We start from the raw sequence: 15,780 nt of genomic DNA on the forward strand, positions 1-15,780 counted from the left end.
TTGCTCCGTGTTTTAGGTTCTATAATCGCCATTTATTTTAACATATTCATAAGTCAAATCACAGCCCCAGGCAGTTCCACAGGCAGTTCCGTCCTGGCATTCAATGTTGATTTTAATTTCTGCTTCCTTAAGAACTTTTTTTGCCACAGCCTCGTCAAAGTCAAGAGGAACTCCGTTTTCAAAAACTTTAAGCGAAGTGCTCTTTCCTTTTTGCTCGCCGATAAAATCAGTTGCACCAGTCCGCATGGAATTTTCTGCGCTTTCAAATGTTATGGAAGTTTTTTCAGGTGAAAAGTCAAATCCAGAATATCCCATTGCGCACAAGAAACGCCCAAAGTTCGCATCGCTTCCGAAAATAGCAGCTTTTGCAAGGCTTGAGCTTATAACGGCTTTTGCAAGACCACGCGCAGTTTCAACGTCCTTTGCCCCGGAAACATTGCATTCAATCAGCTTAGTTGCGCCTTCTCCGTCTCCTGCAATTTTTTTTGCCATCTGGGTGTTTATAGAATTCAAGGCTTCGTAAAAAAGATCAAAGTCTTCGCCTTCGCACGTAATTTCATCATTTGCTGCCATTCCGTTTGCAAGAATAGTAAGACTGTCATTTGTGGAAGTATCGCCGTCAACTGAAACACAGTTGTAAGTTCCTGCAACAGATTTGCGCAAAGCTTTTTCAAGCATCTTGGAAGAAATAGCGCAGTCAGTTGTCATAACGCTAAGCATTGTTCCCATGTTGATATGAATCATTCCAGAGCCTTTTGCCATTGCCCCTATTCTTACAGTTTTTCCGCCGATTACAGTTTCTACAGCGCATTCCTTGTAATGAGTGTCTGTTGTCATTATAGCAGTGCGGGCTTCTTTGTGTCCTTCCTTGGAAAGTCCGTCTTTTAAAGCCTGAATATTCTTTTCAATTTTTTCAACAGGAAGCTGCTTGCCAATTACGCCTGTGGAATAGACAATAACATCATTAGGATTTATTCCAAGAACATCAGCTGCAAGGCTCGCCATTTTTCGTGCGACTTTCGCGCCCTGCTCTCCAGTACAGGCATTTGCGTTTCCAGAGTTGGCAATAACAGCCTGAGCTTTTCCGTTAGAAATATTTTCTTTTGTAAGCTTTACACTTTCAGCTTTGACTTTATTCTGTGTAAACACGCCAGCCGCATTGCAAAGCTTTTCGCTAAAAACAAGCGCAAGGTCGTTTTTTGTGCTGCTTTCCTTTATCTTGCAAAGGATTCCATTTGCCGTAAAGCCTTTAGGAGCTGTAACTCCGCCATCAACAAATTGCATTTTTATACACTCCTTTTACAAAGTTTTGCATAATTATAAACTTTTTCCGCACAATGTCAATAAAACCAGCAGGCTCACAAAAAAATAAAATTATAGAAAATAAATAAAATCAATGGTATATTTAGATTGAGGAGATATAAAGAATGATGTATAATTTTATGACATTGAATGATGGAACTGGAATTGCCCATTCAGAAACGATACAAAAAGATGGCAAAGAACAGGTAAAAGTCTATTTTGAACAGCCTGTTGAAAAAGGCTTCAATTCAGCAGAATGCTGGCTACCTTCTTATACATGGACTAAAAAAGAAGGATTTTCTGACAAGCAATTGGACTATTTCCAGGAATTTTTAGAAAGCACCGCCCATATTATTATTGAATTAGCTCGTTCAGGAGGCTTTGATAATGCCGCAAATTTTTAAAATAGGCGGATATATTGTTTTCATTTGGTTTTCAGAATCAAATCCTCTTGAACCAATTCATGTTCATGTTTGTGAAGGTGTGCCTTCTGAAAATGCGACAAAAATCTGGATAACAAAAGAGTTAAAGACTTTAATCGCTCATAATAAATCAAACATTCCAAAACATAAGTTGAATGTTATCCGAAAAACAATAGAGGCACGTGCATTTGAAATCGTTTCAAAATGGAAAGAGTATTTTGGAGAAATCACTTTCTATTGCTAAGCAATAAAAAAACAACCCGGATTTTTCGTCCGGGCTATTCTACATTCAAATTAAAACCTAGAAAACTGCAAGTGTTTTTTCAACGCGCTCGCAGGCTTTTTCTTTTCCAAGAATCCAGATTGAGCCAATTAACGGCGGAGAAATGCGGCTTCCTGTAACTGCCATGCGAACAGGCATCATAAAGTCGCCAAGTTTTATTCCAAGCTCCTCGGCATATTTTTTTGCAAGAGATTCCGCATCATCGTGGCTCATTCCAAAGATTTCAGAAACAAAAGACTTTGCCTTTTCAAGAACTTCCTTTGTCTTTGCCTCGTCAAGCTTCTTTGGAATAATTTCAGACTTTGCAGGAACAGCTGGCTCTGTAAACATAAAGCGAACCATTTCAGCGGCATCTGTAAGGAAGTGCAGACGCTCCTTTATAAGCGGCATAAGCTCCAAAAGCTTTTTCTTTACATCTGCGCTCGCCATGTTCATTGAAGAGTCCAGGCAAACAGGCTCGCCGTCGCTTCCAAGCGCAACACCAGAATATTCAGGACCTACTTTGGGCTTAGGCTGCGGGTTTTCAGGATTGATTTCAAGGGAAGCATCTCCAGTTCCTGTTATAAACGGCAATGTCCACTTGTAAAGCTCCTCGTCAGACAAAGCACGGATATACTGACCGTTGTACCACTCAAGCTTCTTGTAGTCAAAAACAGCAGGCGCCTTGTTCAAATGCTCAAGCTTAAAGTTTGCAGCAAGCTCTTCAAGGCTATAGATGTCGCGTCCGTCTTCATAAGAGCAGCCCAAAAGAGCCACATAGTTTACAATTGCCTGCGGAAGATAGCCGCGCGCACGGAACTCGTTAAGCGAAGTTGAGCCATGTCGTTTTGAAAGTTTTTTTCCGTCAGCACCGTTAACCATAGGCAAATGGCAGAATTCAGGATGCTCCCAGCCGAACGCTCTGTACATCTGAACGTGGAGCGGAGTTGAAGGAATCCATTCCTGGGCACGCATAACGTGGCTAATCTTCATCAAATGGTCGTCAACAATATTTGCAAGATGATATGTCGGAAATCCGTCTGACTTCAAGAGAACCGGATCAGGGGAAATGTCCTCGTTCTTCCATACAATGTCGCCAAGAAGATGATCCGTGAACTTTGTCTCGCCTTCAAGCGGAACTTTAAGCCTTATAACGTAAGGTTTTCCGGCGGCAAGATTTGCCTTCACTTCTTCTTCTGTAAGATGGCGGCAGTTTCTGTCGTATCCCGGTGGCATTTTGTTTTCTGTCTGAATCTTACGGATTCTTTCAAGACGCTCTGAATCGCAGAAGCAATAGTAAGCCTCGCCTTTTTCAATAAGCTCCTGGGCATACTTTTTGTAAAGTTCGAACCGCTCGCTCTGAACATAAGGTCCGTACTCGCCGCCCTTGTCTCCGCCTTCATCCCAATCGATTCCAAGCCAAGCCATTGTGTCGTAAAGATTCTTTACGTATTTTTCATCGTATCTTGTGCGGTCAGTATCTTCCAAGCGAAGAATGAATTTTCCGCCCTTAGACCTTGCAAAAAGATAATTAAAAAGCGCAGTACGCACACCGCCGATATGCTGCAGCCCCGTAGGAGAAGGCGCATAACGAACCCGAACTTCCTTGTTTTCCATAATAAATATAACCTCTATAAATAGAATAAAAATATTCAAACTAGATACGCAGATTATACCGACTGAAAGACTTTTACTCAATAACGAACTGAGCGCGCAAGCATTCAGCAAGCATAAAAACAGAGCCGTTAGAGGCTTTCAGCATATACATAAAGTACTTTATGCTTTATAAAATCAAATTGATTTAACTGAAAAATTAAATTTAAATACAAGTAAAACAAAATTAATATAAAATCAAAATTAACTTAATTTTAAAGTGAAATTAAGTTAAAAACAAATAAATTTTAAGTTAAAATCAAAACAAAATTAAGTTAAGATTAAAATGAAATCAAGTTAATTTCAAATAAAAATCAACTTAAAATTCAATTTACATTAACTTAATATCACATAAAAATAAACTTAATTTCAAAGCAATACAAGCAGTGCAGATGGAAAGCGCAAGGCATACGAGAAGAGGATGTAAGTACTGCTGGAAGGCACAGAAGCAGTGAAAAATTCCTGTGGAACTTTATGATTAAGTCTGCTATACTATTGCAATGAATCTTATTGAGCTTAAAGATATTTCCAAAAACTACAAGATGGACAAAGTTATTGTAAAAGCTGTGGACAAGGCTTCGTTTTCAATAAAAAAAGGTGAATTTGCGGCAATTTCCGGTTCATCCGGCTCGGGAAAGTCCACACTTCTGAACATAATCGGGCTTGTTGACCTACCTACTTCCGGCACTTTGCTTTTAAACGGAAACGACATCTACGCGCAAACAAAGCTTTCAGTAGACACAAAACTTTCCGCCGCATTAGACAAAAAGCTCACAGTTCTTAGAAGAAAAAATCTCGGATTTATTTTTCAGACATTCAATTTGATTCCAGTTTTAAATGTAAGGGAAAATGTGGAGCTTCCGCTTACGCTCGGACCTTCGTTCGCAACCGAAACCATGGGCAAAAAGGAGCTTGACGAATGGGTTGACTTTCTGATTGAAACAGTCGGACTTTCCGCATGGAAAAACCACAAGCCTTCTGAGCTTTCTGGCGGACAAAGGCAAAGGGTGGCAATTGCGCGCGCGCTGTCAACAAAAGCTCCTGTAATTCTTGCCGATGAGCCGACTGCAAACTTGGATTCAAAAAATGGAGATCAGATTCTTGAGCTTATGAAAAAGCTGAATAAAGAGCTTGAGACAACATTTATTTTTTCAACGCACGATGCAAAAATCGTAAACATGGCGGACCATGTGATAAAGATTTCCGACGGAAAAATCATCAGCGCGTAGAAAGGAGTTTTTTATGGGACTTTTTAGATTCTTTGGAAATATTATTTGGTTCATACTTTGCGGATTTATTTCCGGACTTGCATGGCTAGCAATTGGCTTGCTTTGGTGCATTACAATTGTTGGCATTCCAGTGGGAATTCAGTGCTTTAAATTGTCTTGCGTTTCATTCTGTCCATTCGGAAAAAATATTTTGCTTGGAACAAAAACAAGCTCGCTTATGCTGAACATTCTTTGGGTTGTCTTTGGCGGCCTTGAGCTTGCGCTTGGATATTTGGCGGCAGGAATTGTTTTGTGCTGCACAATCATCGGAATTCCGCTTGGACTTCAGTGCTTTAAGCTCTTAAAACTTGCATTCCTGCCATTCGGTGCAAGGATAGAAATAAAAGTGTGAAACGCTATGCAATCTGCTTGCAAGCTGAGATTTTTTTCAAATCTTTTTCCAGTCTGATTTCAGCCTCTCGCAGATCCAGCTCATTCTGCAAATTAAGCCAAAATTTTGAGGTTGTTCCAAAATATTTTGCAAGGCGCAAAGACATTTCTACAGTTATCTTTCGTTTTCCGTGAACTAAATCTAAAACTGTGCTAGACGAAACACCTAAATCTTTTGAAAGTCTATAAGGCGTGATATTTAATGGCTCAAGAAATTCCTCTGTAAGAATTTCTCCTGCGGTTGGCAATTCAAATCTTTCAGACATAGAAAACCTCCGTTTAGTGGTAATCCACAATTTGAAGTTCATAAGCTTCATTGTTTTGAAACTTGAACATTATTCTCCATTGACTATTTACTCTTATGGAACAATAATCTTTTAAGTTTCCTTGCAGATGCTCAAATTTATTTCCTGGAGGAATTCTTAAGTCATCTTCATTTTCCGCTGAATTGATTATCAATAGCTTTGCAAAAACTCTTTTATGAATTTCAGACGGAAACTTTTTTGATTTCTTTCCATTCCAGATTTTTTCAGTTTCAGAATCTGCAAATGATTTTATCATACACACATTATCTATTATTCAGATATATCTGTCAAGAAGATATAAAAACTAATTTCAAATTTTACCTTAATCTCTTTCCGGTTTTGTAAACTTAAAGAACTCTGGGGCTTTGTGATCAATGTGCCAACTACCGTTATAAAAGCCGTTTTCATTGGCGGTGGGACTTACAAAGATTACTTTTGCAGGATTTTCTGTGTCATACAAAAAAATGTTTGAGTTCCAGTCTTTTTCAAAAAGTTTCTGGGAAAGTCCTTGCGCAAAAATTTTTTCTTTGGGCGTGCAAAAACTAATTTTATATCTTCCCTTCTTTAAAAGAAGATGCATTGCCATTCCGCCGCAAAGATAATAATAACGCTCATAAGGAATTCCTTTTTTGGGTTCGCTGATCCAGGAATAGTTCGCTTTGGCTTTTGTGTAAGTTACGTCTTCACCAGTTTCCGCGTCTTCGAGCTTTAGGTAGCAGCGAGTTTCATTTATCTGCCAGCTGTTTTCCGGGCGGTAGATTATAAGCGACCACGGATTATGGCGCACTTCATCTTGCGCATAAAGGCAGATTCCGTTCAGAAATAAAAGCAAGAAAAACGCAATGGAAAAAAGTTCAGCTTTCTTAGTTTTCATTACCCCTTATTTTAAGTTTTTTCTGGTAAAAAATAAAGAACACAAGGTTCAAGGCGATTCCAAAAACTGTTGCTGTAGGAGCGGCAAGACCAATCATTGCAAGGCTTGCATCAGGCTGCACAGACATTATGTACGACATCGGAAGCCGCACAAGAAACGACTGCGCAAGCCCCTGAATCATAACAAGCATTGTTGCGCCGTGTCCGTTAAAGTAGCCGATAAAACTGAACAGCACAGAAGTTACAACAGCTTCAATTGCAAACCCTCGCAAGTATTCAAATGAGCGGCGGATTACATTTGCGTTGTCGGTAAAAACAGAAGACACAAAGTCGCCTTTAAAGAAAATCAAAGTGAAAACAAAAATTCCTATGAACGCGCCAATCGCCATTCCTGTAAGCATGGATTTTGTCGCACGTTTTTCGTTTTTTGCGCCAACGTTCTGTGAGACAAAGCTGGACATTGACTGCATGAGAGAACTTGGAACAAGCATTACAAACGCAACAATTTTATTTGCAACTCCGTAGCCAGAAGAAGCTTCAAGCCCAAGCCGATTTATAAACGCAACAAGGCACATAAAAGATATTTGAGTCAAAAGCTCCTGAAATCCTATAGGAATTCCAATTTTTATTATTCCGCGCAGTTCCTCATTAAAACAAAAGTCTTTTCCATTTATATGCACGAGTTTTTTTCTTTTGATTATAATTATAGAAAGGACGACGGAAACTGCCTGGGCCGCAACAGTCGCAATTGCAGCTCCGGCAACATTCATTTTAAATCCTGCAATCAAAACAAGATCGCCTGCAATGTTCACGGCGCAAGCAATTCCAACAAAAAGCAGAGGACTTTTTGAGTCTCCCAGTCCGCGGAAAACTGCGCTGATTAAATTGTACGCAAGAATAAAAACAAATCCAACTCCGCAAATTCTTATATACTGAACTGTATGGTTAATCGCTTCGGAAGGAGCCTGCATAAGAAGCGCGATTGGTCTTGCAAAAACAACAAGGCAAACTGTAAAAAGAATTCCTGCGCATAAAAAGAAAACTACAGAGCCTCCAATAACACGGCTGATTTTTTCAGGCTTTTTCTCTCCCAGATACTTTGCTATAAGAACTGTAACAGAAGTTGCAAAACCTGCAAGAACAAATGTAAAAAGGTTCATTATATTTGAGCCAGTGGAAACACCAGAAATTCCTTCCGTAGTTCCGAATCTTCCCACGACCATAATATCCACCGCGCCATAAGCGGCTTGAAGAATCAGCGCGCCCAAAATCGGAATCATAAAACGCAGCATCTTTGAAAGAATCGGGCCGGATGTAAAGTCATTTACAGCCGCTAATTTATTTTCATTCAACATGGAATATATTTTATTAAATCAAAAATTTGTTTCAAGCAACATAAAGGCTAATTTTTTGTTATTGATTCTAACAAAATTGTGCCTGCCTCTTATGCTAAAAAATTACATGAAGTCTGAACCAATCACTTCTATTAATACTTGACGAAAAACCGGTTTCGTTAGATACTAGCCAAAATAAAATTCCATAAATCACTTTTAACCGAGTTCAACATGACAAAAAATCTAAACACACAAACTGGAAAATACCGCTCAGTAATTTCTGTAGACAAAGAAAAATGCGTAAACTGCCAAAGGTGCATTGCAGTGTGCCCTGTAAAAATGTGCAACAACGGAGCTGGAGACCACGTTGCTTTTGACGAAAATCTTTGCATAGGATGCGGCTCTTGCATTGAAGCCTGCACTCACGAAGCAAGAAAAGGAATTGATGACGCAGAACTTTTCTTTGACTCTCTTAAAAAAGGTGAAAAAATTGTAGCAATCGTAGCACCGGCTGCAATAGTTAGTTTCCGCGGAAAAGACCTTGAACTGAACGGATTTTTAAAGTCGATTGGTGTGGAAGCTGTTTTTGATGTAAGTTTTGGCGCGGAGCTTACAACAAAATCCTATGTTGAATATATTAAAAATAAAAATCCAGACTGTATAATTTCGCAGCCTTGCCCTGCCCTTGTTTCGTTCATTGAAACCTACCGTCCAGAACTTATAAAATATCTTGCGCCAGCCGACAGCCCGATGCTTCACTGCGCAAAAATGATAAAAGAATTTTATACAAAATACAGCGGATATAAAATTGCGGCAATTTCGCCATGCTATGCAAAGCGACGTGAATTCGATGAAACTGGAATCTGCGACTACAATGTAACGATGCGCTCAATCCAAAAATATATGGAAGAAAAAAATCTTAAGCTCGACTCATTTCCAAAAGTAGAATACGAAAATCCTACAGCAGAACGTGGAGTTCTTTATTCAACTCCGGGCGGACTTATGAGAACAGCAGAACGCTTTGTTCCAGGCATTTCAGAAAAGACACGCAAAATCGAAGGCAACCCAAAAGTTTTTCATTACCTTGCAAAGTTTTCAGAAACGAATAAAAACAAAAAACCGTGCTTCACTTTAGTTGACTGTCTTAACTGCGAAAACGGATGCAACGAAGGAGCCGGAACTACAAACAAGGGAATGCACCTTGATGAAATGGAAGCATTTGTAGAAAACAGAATGCAAGAGCGCCGCTCATACTGGGAGAAAAAAGGGCACTCCAAGAAATCCGCTCTAAAAAAACTTAACAAGGCAATCGATGAGTTTTGGCGACCAGGACTTTACGACAGAACTTACGTTGACAGAAGCGCGTATTTCCGCCAGAAAATCAAAGAGCCTTCACAGGAAGAAATTCAGAAAATATATAAAGATATGCAGAAAAAAACAAAGGCGGATATTTTAAACTGCGGTGCCTGCGGATATGAAGACTGCGAGCAGATGGCAGTTGCAATTTACAATGGACTGAACCGCCCGGAAAACTGCACTCATTACACAAACATTCTAAAAGACATTATGAACGAGCAGCATCAGGAAGAAGTAAAGCAGTCTGTGCGCAAAGTTGTTGAAGCTGGAGCTGAAAAACTTACAGAAAACGGACGAGATGTCCAGACTTTAACAGACGCCGCGCGCAATATGACAGAAAGCGTTTCAACTTCATCTTCTGCTGTTGAAGAAATGATTGCAAACATCAAATCCATAAATTCCATTCTTGAACACAATGCAGAATCCGTTGGTCTTCTTGACGGAGCAACAAGAAAAGGAATGGCTGGAATTGAAAACGTAGCAGAGCTTGTTTCTAAGATTGAAGAGAACTCAAACGGGCTTAGCGAAATGAGCAGTGTTATTCAAAAAATCGCAAGCCAGACAAACCTTCTTGCCATGAACGCCGCAATCGAAGCTGCGCACGCAGGAGATTCTGGACGCGGATTTGCAGTTGTAGCAGACGAAATTAGAAAGCTAGCTGAAAATTCTGGCTCGGAAGCACGCAAGATTTCAGATGTGCTAAAAAATGTAAAGCAGCTAATTGATGCAACGTTCAAGGACACAGGAGATGTTCAAAAGGAATTTTCAGAAGTTGTGCAGCTTTCTGGAACTGTAGTTGAGCAGGAACAGACTGTGCGCCGTGCAATTTCAGAACAGAACGAAGGTGGAAAACAGCTTTTGCAGGCGGTAGGAGCAATGCGCGAACTTACTCAAACAGTAAAAGAACGCACAGAAAAACTTCTTACTGATACAAATGCAATAAAAGAAAGCATTCTTGAACTAGGAAAATAAAACTTACTAAACCGAATGCCGAATTTTGTATTTTACTGCCAGCATCGGGCTTGCCCCCTGCGATGTTTCTGAAAGAAACTCGATTGATAATCTGTTAAAAATTTGAAAGTAAGTTACTGAGCTTTCTTATTCTGCAGCCTGCTGTAAAGAATAACTTCTGGGCGATATTCAAAATGCATATTGTCCCAGATTGCCCACTTGCCGCCCCACAAAAATCCATTGTTTTCAAAAATTTCAATTACTTTTTGCGCAGGCATCCACCTTCTTTCAAGCGGAAGCTTCATCCAGTTGTCTCCGTCAATATCTCGTCTCCATGCCCAGTATACATTTTTCTGCTTCCAGCCTCTTGGAAGCAAGTCAAGCGCAAGTCCAAGACTATGAAAAGAACGATTGCCAGAATCGCTTATATTCCGCCAAGAATAACTGTCCGCGCTTAAAAGTGTATCTAAAAAATTTTTTACTTCCGCATCAGACTTTGAAGCTTCAAGAATTTCTTTTTCGACTTTTACAAGAGGCTCTCTAAGTCGCTCATGCGCATTTGTTTTTTTTCCAAGGAACGATATTTTTTTTATATGCTGCTCAAGGGAAACTCTTGTCTTGCAGTCATATACAAAGTCGTAAAAAAAAGGAGGCGTTCCCTTGCCGCTTGTTCTGTTTTCTGGAGAACTAAACTGCCTGATTCTTTCAATATCCTCGTCCGTAAAATCCGCAGGATCGCGCAGAACAAAATCGTATTTATATAGAAAAGAATTGTACAGATTTTTATTTTCAAATTCGGACTCTGGCAAAAACATTCCGTCCGCCCATAAAAATTCCGCAGTCCTCTCGCCATGCGAAAGTGAAATTTTCCAGTCTCCGGCAAACGCATTGTATTCGCTTTTAAACTGAATATCAGGATAAGCCTTTTTAAATAATGAAAGCATCTCTGGTTCTTCCGGTTTTGACTTGAATGCAGAAAATGAAAATCCGAAGCAAGGAAAAAACAAAATCGCAAATAAAAAACAGTGGATAAAACAACTAGAAGAAAATTTCATTTTTTAAATATAGCATTGAAAATACCAGCAATGTCAACTAAAAAATATGCGGGACGCAAATTAAAACAATTTTAATCTACAAGCATTTCTTTTAAAGTTTTTTTTACTTCTAAAACTTCTTTTTTTGATATTTTTCCAAGCCTTTTTACAAGACGGATATTATCTACAGTTCTTATTTGATCCAAAACAATCCAGCCATTTTTTCCTTCAAATCTTACAGGAATTCTTGTCGGATATGAATGAGACTTTGTTGTCATAGGAGCAATAATTATAGTGCTGATATTATTATTTATTTCATCTGGGGAAATTACAAGGCAAGGACGCGTCTTTTTTATTTCATGTCCCATAGTTGGATCTAAGTTTACAAGATAAACATCGTATTGATTTATTACCATTCCCATTCAAACTCCTCTGAAGAAGGAATGTCCTCCATTATATCTTCTTTATTTTGGTGCATTTTGCAAAACGCTTCAGTCCAGCCTTCACGAGGATTTTCTTTTATGGGAGTAAGCAGGATGCCTTTTTCTGTTACTTCCATATTCATTTTGTCTTTCACTAAAAATTTATCTAATATCATTTTAGGAAATCTTATTCCACGAGAATTGCCAATTGGAACTACAGAAACTACCATAAAAACCTCCTTGTAAAACCTAATGTAATTATAAAGTAATAACTGTTGAAATGTCAATTTTCTACCATACGAACAAGTCGGCGCAATTGCGTTCTCCGCCGGAAACATCGATTGCCTGTCCTGTGCAGAATTTATTTACCGCAGTCATAAAGTAAATCCAGTCAGCGGCTTCTTCCGCGGTCGCCCAGCGTTTTAGCGGAGTTACGTCCATGATTTTTTTCCAAAGCGATTTATCCTGAACAACAGGCTCGTTCAGTTCCGTAAGAATTCCTCCGAAGCACAAGGCATTGCAAGTCGCCCGATATTTATTGGCAAGCCGAATCGAACAGTTTTTCATGTAGCCCACAACGCCAGCCTTTGACGCAGCATAAGAAGCAAACTCATTTCCTGTAAGAGCTGAAGCAGAAGCGTTGAACAAAACTGATTTTATTTTTTTCTGAAACGCATATTTTTCTGTAACAGCCATTGTTCCAACAAGGTTCACTTTTATGTCATCAAGACTGAAGTTGCTGGCAGTTTGCATTCCTGCATTGTTCACAAGAATTTCAACATCTTTTATTTCCGGAAGAGAATTTTCTTGTGAAATATCGCAGACAAAATGTTTATAACATTTCACATTCTTTACAGAAGAATCACCGCTTATAGAATCAGGGCGCACATCAAGTCCTATGACTTCATTTTTTTCAGAAAGAAATTTTAAAGCGCATGATCTGCCGATTCCCCTGCTTGTTCCTGTAATTAAAACTTTCATTTTGCGCAAGCCTTTTTGTATTCAATATATTCTTGCCCGACTTTTTCTTTTTCCCACTGGCGGACAATTTTATATCCCAAACCGGAAAAAAAAATTTCGCCCAAAAGTTCAAAGCCAGCCCCAATCGCCGAGCATACAAAAACCTGAATCCAAGTCCAGCCAAAGAAAACTTTTGAAACAATTGTGGCAAAAATAAAATTGTCCACAAGCTGCGCTATTGCAGTTGAAATATAAGAACGAAATGCAAATGAAAAAAATCCGTCCGACTTAAACAAACTTCCGATTGCACAGTTGAGCAGAGCATTTACAACAGATGACGAAACGAATGCGGTAGACGAGCCTAACACAACATACCAAGAACCTGCAAAAGTCGCATTGAGCGCATCATTCACAAGCAGATTTTCACAAGCGTAATATTCGCCCCACTTTCCCGGAGTTCTTGCAAGCAGCGCAAATGAAACGCAGATAAAAAGATTCGCGGCAAGAGCAACAAGTGAAATTTTTATCGCTGCCTTTGCTCCCCACCTTTTGCAGATTACATCCATGCACAAAAACATAATCCAGCTGAATGCAAATCCGCAGTCAAGCGCAACATATTTAAAGCTAACAAGTTCTTTGTTTGCCATAAGGTTTGCACAGACAACAGACAAAATAAAAATTGAAACTGTAAGTGAAGGAATGTTTCTCAAAAGAATTTTAAAGTCGCTAACTTCGCGGGAAACAAAAGAAAAGAATTTTTTCATAAAATATCAGCGGAAAGAAAACCGCCAGCCTCCATAAGAATTTTAATTTATAAAGCGCAGGAGAGTTATGAGGAATCATAAACTGCGCAACGCAAATGTAATATTTTTCCGCGGAAAATGCAAGGCGTGAAATAAAGGGATTTTATTCTTTATTGTTTTTGCGAAAATCTTCCAATGATTTATCTACAGCAATTTTTACATCTTCAATAATTTTATCTGAAATCAATTTATATAAATCAGCAGCCTGATTGGATTCTTCCTGGGCAGGAATAAATAAATTTTGAACATCTGTATCTAGTGCATCTGCAATTTTTGCAAGTGTTTCTTCACTGGGCCAACGGCGGCATCCTTCAATATTGTTTATCATTTGCGAAGAAAGACCTGTTGCTTCTGCCAAAGTTTCCTGTGTAAATTTTCCTTTTCTAAGGGCTTTAAGATTAGAAGCAAGTCTTTTTTGCAAAGTTAATCCTGTCATAGTTTTATTTTAAGTAAGTATTTTCTATTTTTACACTTACTATCTGGAATATATATTTACACTTAAACTTACTTATTATAATATACATTTTAAATAATACTTACTTTAGGTAAATAAAATGATTTTTTCTTCTATACCCTTTTTATTATTTTTCCTGCCGCTGACAATTGCAAGTTATTACTATGTTCCAAATTTAAGACTAAAAAATTTTGTATTGCTCATTGCAAGCTGTTTTTTTTATGCTTGGGGAGAACCAAAATATATTTTTCTAATTTTATTTTCAATTTTAATAAATTATAGACTTGGACTAGAAGTTTCAAACATAAGCTTTTCAAATACATTAAGAAAACTATTTTTAGCCATAGCAATTTTTTTTAACTTAGNAATTCTTTTTGTTTTCAAACATTTTAATTTTGCAGCTAGAGTTTTTCATTTTGGCTCTTCATTAAATCTTGCAATGCCAATAGGTATTTCATTTTTTACTTTTCAAATTCTTTCTTACATGATTGATGTTTACAACTCTCCAAGCCTTGTGCAAAAAAATATTTTTAACCTTGCATTGTACATTATGTTTTTTCCACAAATGATTGCAGGTCCTATTGTTCGCTATCACGATATTAACTTTCAAATTGAAAATAGAAAATTTAATTTAAATCAATTTTACTGCGGAATCCAGCGTTTTATATTAGGACTTGCTAAAAAAGTTTTAATTGCAAACTACCTTGCAAAAGGATGCGATAATATTTTTCGCTTGCAGTTCAATGAATATGGAACTGCTGCCGCTTGGATTGCTATAGTTTCATACTCACTGCAAATATATTACGATTTTTCTGGATATTCAGACATGGCAATTGGGCTTGGAAAAATGTTTGGCTTTGATTTTTTAGAAAACTTCAATTTCCCATACATGGCAAATTCAATAAAAGATTTTTGGAGAAGATGGCATATTTCTCTTTCATCCTGGTTCAAGGACTATGTATATATTCCGCTTGGAGGAAACAGACGCGGAACATTAAGAACAATACTCAACAAGTACATTGTTTTCTTTTTAACAGGTCTTTGGCATGGAGCAAGCTTCAACTTTATTGTATGGGGACTTGGCCATGGAACTTTAATGATGGCTGAAACTTTTTTCAACAAACTTAGAATAAAGGAAAATATTTTTATAAAAATCTTAAAACATATATACGCGCTCCTTTCAATTTTGTTTCTATGGACATTTTTTAGAATGGGGACAAAAGAATCTATAAAATTTATTCTAAAACTTCTTGGAATAAATTATACAAAATACTACAAGGACTATACTCCAGTTTTTAATAACATACTGCTTCCAATAATACTTGACAAGTTTTTCTTTGCAATTCTATTCATTGCAATTATCTTTTCCTTTAAATGGTGGAAGCAAATAAAACTGCCAGAAACAATTAAAAACATATTTTTGATTTTACTTTTACTTCTTAGCATAGCAAGTCTTGCCAACAATTCTTATAATCCGTTTATTTATTTTAGGTTTTAAAAATGAAAAAAAATCAAATAGCATTCATTATTATCTTTTTATCAGTTTTATTCTTGCCAATAATTACCTTCAATTACAAAGGAACTGTTTCAGAAAAAGAAAACAGAAATCTTCAAAGCCGTCCAAAAAATTTTAAAGAAGCAAATAATTATATTTCAGATAGATTCGGTTTTAGAAATGAGTTCTTAAAAATATACTCATACTTTCCTCAAGAAAAAATAAGCGGAAACGTTATATACGGTAAACAAGGCTGGCTTTTTTATACTGCCGATGGAAATCTTTCAGATTTTTGCAAAAGGAATATTTCACTGGAAAGAGCTAAAAAATTCGCATTAAACCTAAAAAGCATGTCAGACTGGTGCAAAGAAAACGGAATAATTTTTGTAGCTGTTGTCGCGCCAAACAAACATTCTGTTTACGAAGAATTTTATATTTTGAATCGTCCAAAAGGAAAAACTTTTATGGATTACTGCGCACAAGAAACAGAAAAACT

At 37.7% G+C, this 15,780-nt stretch carries 19 protein-coding genes; 7 read left to right on the forward strand and 12 right to left on the reverse strand.

Features of this window, described 5'->3' with window-relative positions; genetic code table 11:
* Positions 1-12: 12 nt before the first annotated feature.
* Complete coding sequence (argJ, locus tag B4C08_RS07040) at positions 13-1,284, reverse strand: bifunctional glutamate N-acetyltransferase/amino-acid acetyltransferase ArgJ (protein WP_296664151.1); 1,272 nt, start codon at positions 1,282-1,284, stop codon at positions 13-15.
* Between the two features lie 143 nt (positions 1,285-1,427).
* Between argJ and B4C08_RS07045 the strand changes: the two genes are divergently transcribed.
* Together B4C08_RS07045 and B4C08_RS07050 are read left to right on the forward strand one after the other, a co-directional pair.
* Complete coding sequence (locus B4C08_RS07045) at positions 1,428-1,706, forward strand: hypothetical protein (protein ID WP_296664152.1); 279 nt, start codon at positions 1,428-1,430, stop codon at positions 1,704-1,706.
* The gene (locus tag B4C08_RS07050) at positions 1,690-1,968 is read left to right on the forward strand and encodes a DUF4160 domain-containing protein (RefSeq protein ID WP_295796532.1); all 279 of its coding nucleotides are present in this window, start codon (positions 1,690-1,692) and stop codon (positions 1,966-1,968) included. The genes B4C08_RS07045 and B4C08_RS07050 overlap by 17 nt, the downstream gene beginning before the upstream one ends.
* 57 nt (positions 1,969-2,025) lie before the next feature.
* Here B4C08_RS07050 and gltX read toward each other — a convergent pair whose 3' ends face one another.
* Entirely contained in the window at positions 2,026-3,603 is a 1,578-nt protein-coding gene (gene gltX / locus B4C08_RS07055; RefSeq protein WP_296664153.1) for a glutamate--tRNA ligase, read from the reverse strand.
* Between the two features lie 536 nt (positions 3,604-4,139).
* Between gltX and B4C08_RS07060 the strand changes: the two genes are divergently transcribed.
* Positions 4,140-4,868, forward strand: coding sequence for an ABC transporter ATP-binding protein (locus B4C08_RS07060; protein ID WP_296664154.1), 729 nt, complete (start codon positions 4,140-4,142; stop codon positions 4,866-4,868).
* Between the two features lie 13 nt (positions 4,869-4,881).
* Complete coding sequence (locus B4C08_RS07065) at positions 4,882-5,259, forward strand: YccF domain-containing protein (RefSeq protein WP_296664155.1); 378 nt, start codon at positions 4,882-4,884, stop codon at positions 5,257-5,259.
* A 4-nt stretch (positions 5,260-5,263) separates the two neighbouring features.
* Here the strand turns inward: B4C08_RS07065 and B4C08_RS07070 are convergent, their stop codons facing one another.
* The 4 genes from B4C08_RS07070 to B4C08_RS07085 all read right to left on the reverse strand — a co-directional run bounded on the left by B4C08_RS07070 (position 5,264) and on the right by B4C08_RS07085 (position 7,830).
* Entirely contained in the window at positions 5,264-5,563 is a 300-nt protein-coding gene (locus B4C08_RS07070; protein ID WP_296664156.1) for a HigA family addiction module antitoxin, read from the reverse strand.
* A 13-nt stretch (positions 5,564-5,576) separates the two neighbouring features.
* Positions 5,577-5,858, reverse strand: a complete 282-nt coding sequence (locus tag B4C08_RS07075) for a type II toxin-antitoxin system RelE/ParE family toxin (RefSeq protein ID WP_295796523.1) — start codon at positions 5,856-5,858, stop codon at positions 5,577-5,579.
* 66 nt (positions 5,859-5,924) lie between these two features.
* The gene (locus tag B4C08_RS07080) at positions 5,925-6,476 is read right to left on the reverse strand and encodes a hypothetical protein (RefSeq protein WP_296664157.1); all 552 of its coding nucleotides are present in this window, start codon (positions 6,474-6,476) and stop codon (positions 5,925-5,927) included.
* Positions 6,466-7,830, reverse strand: a complete 1,365-nt coding sequence (locus B4C08_RS07085; RefSeq protein ID WP_296664158.1) for an MATE family efflux transporter — start codon at positions 7,828-7,830, stop codon at positions 6,466-6,468. Before B4C08_RS07085 ends, B4C08_RS07080 begins: the two co-directional genes overlap by 11 nt.
* A gap of 210 nt (positions 7,831-8,040) precedes the next feature.
* Between B4C08_RS07085 and B4C08_RS07090 the strand changes: the two genes are divergently transcribed.
* Positions 8,041-10,137, forward strand: coding sequence for a [Fe-Fe] hydrogenase large subunit C-terminal domain-containing protein (locus tag B4C08_RS07090; protein ID WP_296664159.1), 2,097 nt, complete (start codon positions 8,041-8,043; stop codon positions 10,135-10,137).
* A 113-nt stretch (positions 10,138-10,250) separates the two neighbouring features.
* On the opposite strand, the gene B4C08_RS07095 is transcribed toward B4C08_RS07090, so the two are convergent.
* The 6 genes from B4C08_RS07095 to B4C08_RS07120 all read right to left on the reverse strand — a co-directional run bounded on the left by B4C08_RS07095 (position 10,251) and on the right by B4C08_RS07120 (position 13,771).
* On the reverse strand, positions 10,251-11,171 hold the full coding sequence (locus B4C08_RS07095) for a M15 family metallopeptidase (RefSeq protein ID WP_296664160.1): 921 nt from the start codon (positions 11,169-11,171) through the stop codon (positions 10,251-10,253).
* A gap of 71 nt (positions 11,172-11,242) precedes the next feature.
* Positions 11,243-11,572: a type II toxin-antitoxin system PemK/MazF family toxin gene (locus tag B4C08_RS07100; protein WP_296664161.1), complete on the reverse strand. Its 330-nt coding sequence runs from the start codon at positions 11,570-11,572 to the stop codon at positions 11,243-11,245.
* Entirely contained in the window at positions 11,560-11,802 is a 243-nt protein-coding gene (locus B4C08_RS07105) for an AbrB/MazE/SpoVT family DNA-binding domain-containing protein (RefSeq protein ID WP_296664162.1), read from the reverse strand. The genes B4C08_RS07100 and B4C08_RS07105 overlap by 13 nt, the downstream gene beginning before the upstream one ends.
* A 61-nt stretch (positions 11,803-11,863) precedes the next feature.
* Complete coding sequence (locus B4C08_RS07110) at positions 11,864-12,553, reverse strand: SDR family NAD(P)-dependent oxidoreductase (protein ID WP_296664163.1); 690 nt, start codon at positions 12,551-12,553, stop codon at positions 11,864-11,866.
* Positions 12,550-13,296 (reverse strand): VUT family protein, encoded by a 747-nt coding sequence (locus tag B4C08_RS07115; RefSeq protein ID WP_296664164.1) that lies wholly within the window; start codon positions 13,294-13,296, stop codon positions 12,550-12,552. Before B4C08_RS07115 ends, B4C08_RS07110 begins: the two co-directional genes overlap by 4 nt.
* A 142-nt stretch (positions 13,297-13,438) precedes the next feature.
* The gene (locus B4C08_RS07120; protein WP_296664165.1) at positions 13,439-13,771 is read right to left on the reverse strand and encodes a helix-turn-helix domain-containing protein; all 333 of its coding nucleotides are present in this window, start codon (positions 13,769-13,771) and stop codon (positions 13,439-13,441) included.
* Between the two features lie 118 nt (positions 13,772-13,889).
* On the opposite strand from B4C08_RS07120, the gene B4C08_RS07125 reads away from it, so the two are divergent.
* Positions 13,890-15,287, forward strand: a complete 1,398-nt coding sequence (locus tag B4C08_RS07125) for an MBOAT family O-acyltransferase (RefSeq protein WP_296664166.1) — start codon at positions 13,890-13,892, stop codon at positions 15,285-15,287.
* A gap of 53 nt (positions 15,288-15,340) precedes the next feature.
* Positions 15,341-15,780 (forward strand): hypothetical protein (locus B4C08_RS07130; protein WP_296664167.1); only part of this gene is annotated, 440 nt, incomplete at its 3' end.

Source organism: Treponema sp. UBA753 (assembly GCF_002297325.1).
Classification (GTDB): Bacteria; Spirochaetota; Spirochaetia; order Treponematales; family Treponemataceae; genus Treponema_D.

Bases quoted from the DNA above. Each gene is read 5' to 3' on its own strand.
- B4C08_RS07115 (WP_296664164.1), bottom strand. From the start codon at position 13,296: ATGAAAAAATTCTTTTCTTTTGTTTCCCGCGAAGTTAGCGACTTTAAA.
- B4C08_RS07045 (WP_296664152.1), top strand. From the start codon at position 1,428: ATGATGTATAATTTTATGACATTGAATGATGGAACTGGAATTGCCCAT.
- B4C08_RS07065 (WP_296664155.1), top strand. From the start codon at position 4,882: ATGGGACTTTTTAGATTCTTTGGAAATATTATTTGGTTCATACTTTGC.
- B4C08_RS07075 (WP_295796523.1), bottom strand. From the start codon at position 5,858: ATGATAAAATCATTTGCAGATTCTGAAACTGAAAAAATCTGGAATGGA.
- B4C08_RS07105 (WP_296664162.1), bottom strand. From the start codon at position 11,802: ATGGTAGTTTCTGTAGTTCCAATTGGCAATTCTCGTGGAATAAGATTT.
- B4C08_RS07070 (WP_296664156.1), bottom strand. From the start codon at position 5,563: ATGTCTGAAAGATTTGAATTGCCAACCGCAGGAGAAATTCTTACAGAG.
- B4C08_RS07085 (WP_296664158.1), bottom strand. From the start codon at position 7,830: ATGTTGAATGAAAATAAATTAGCGGCTGTAAATGACTTTACATCCGGC.
- B4C08_RS07090 (WP_296664159.1), top strand. From the start codon at position 8,041: ATGACAAAAAATCTAAACACACAAACTGGAAAATACCGCTCAGTAATT.
- gltX (WP_296664153.1), bottom strand. From the start codon at position 3,603: ATGGAAAACAAGGAAGTTCGGGTTCGTTATGCGCCTTCTCCTACGGGG.
- B4C08_RS07120 (WP_296664165.1), bottom strand. From the start codon at position 13,771: ATGACAGGATTAACTTTGCAAAAAAGACTTGCTTCTAATCTTAAAGCC.
- B4C08_RS07100 (WP_296664161.1), bottom strand. From the start codon at position 11,572: ATGGGAATGGTAATAAATCAATACGATGTTTATCTTGTAAACTTAGAT.
- B4C08_RS07080 (WP_296664157.1), bottom strand. From the start codon at position 6,476: ATGAAAACTAAGAAAGCTGAACTTTTTTCCATTGCGTTTTTCTTGCTT.
- B4C08_RS07060 (WP_296664154.1), top strand. From the start codon at position 4,140: ATGAATCTTATTGAGCTTAAAGATATTTCCAAAAACTACAAGATGGAC.
- B4C08_RS07095 (WP_296664160.1), bottom strand. From the start codon at position 11,171: ATGAAATTTTCTTCTAGTTGTTTTATCCACTGTTTTTTATTTGCGATT.
- B4C08_RS07110 (WP_296664163.1), bottom strand. From the start codon at position 12,553: ATGAAAGTTTTAATTACAGGAACAAGCAGGGGAATCGGCAGATCATGC.
- B4C08_RS07050 (WP_295796532.1), top strand. From the start codon at position 1,690: ATGCCGCAAATTTTTAAAATAGGCGGATATATTGTTTTCATTTGGTTT.
- argJ (WP_296664151.1), bottom strand. From the start codon at position 1,284: ATGCAATTTGTTGATGGCGGAGTTACAGCTCCTAAAGGCTTTACGGCA.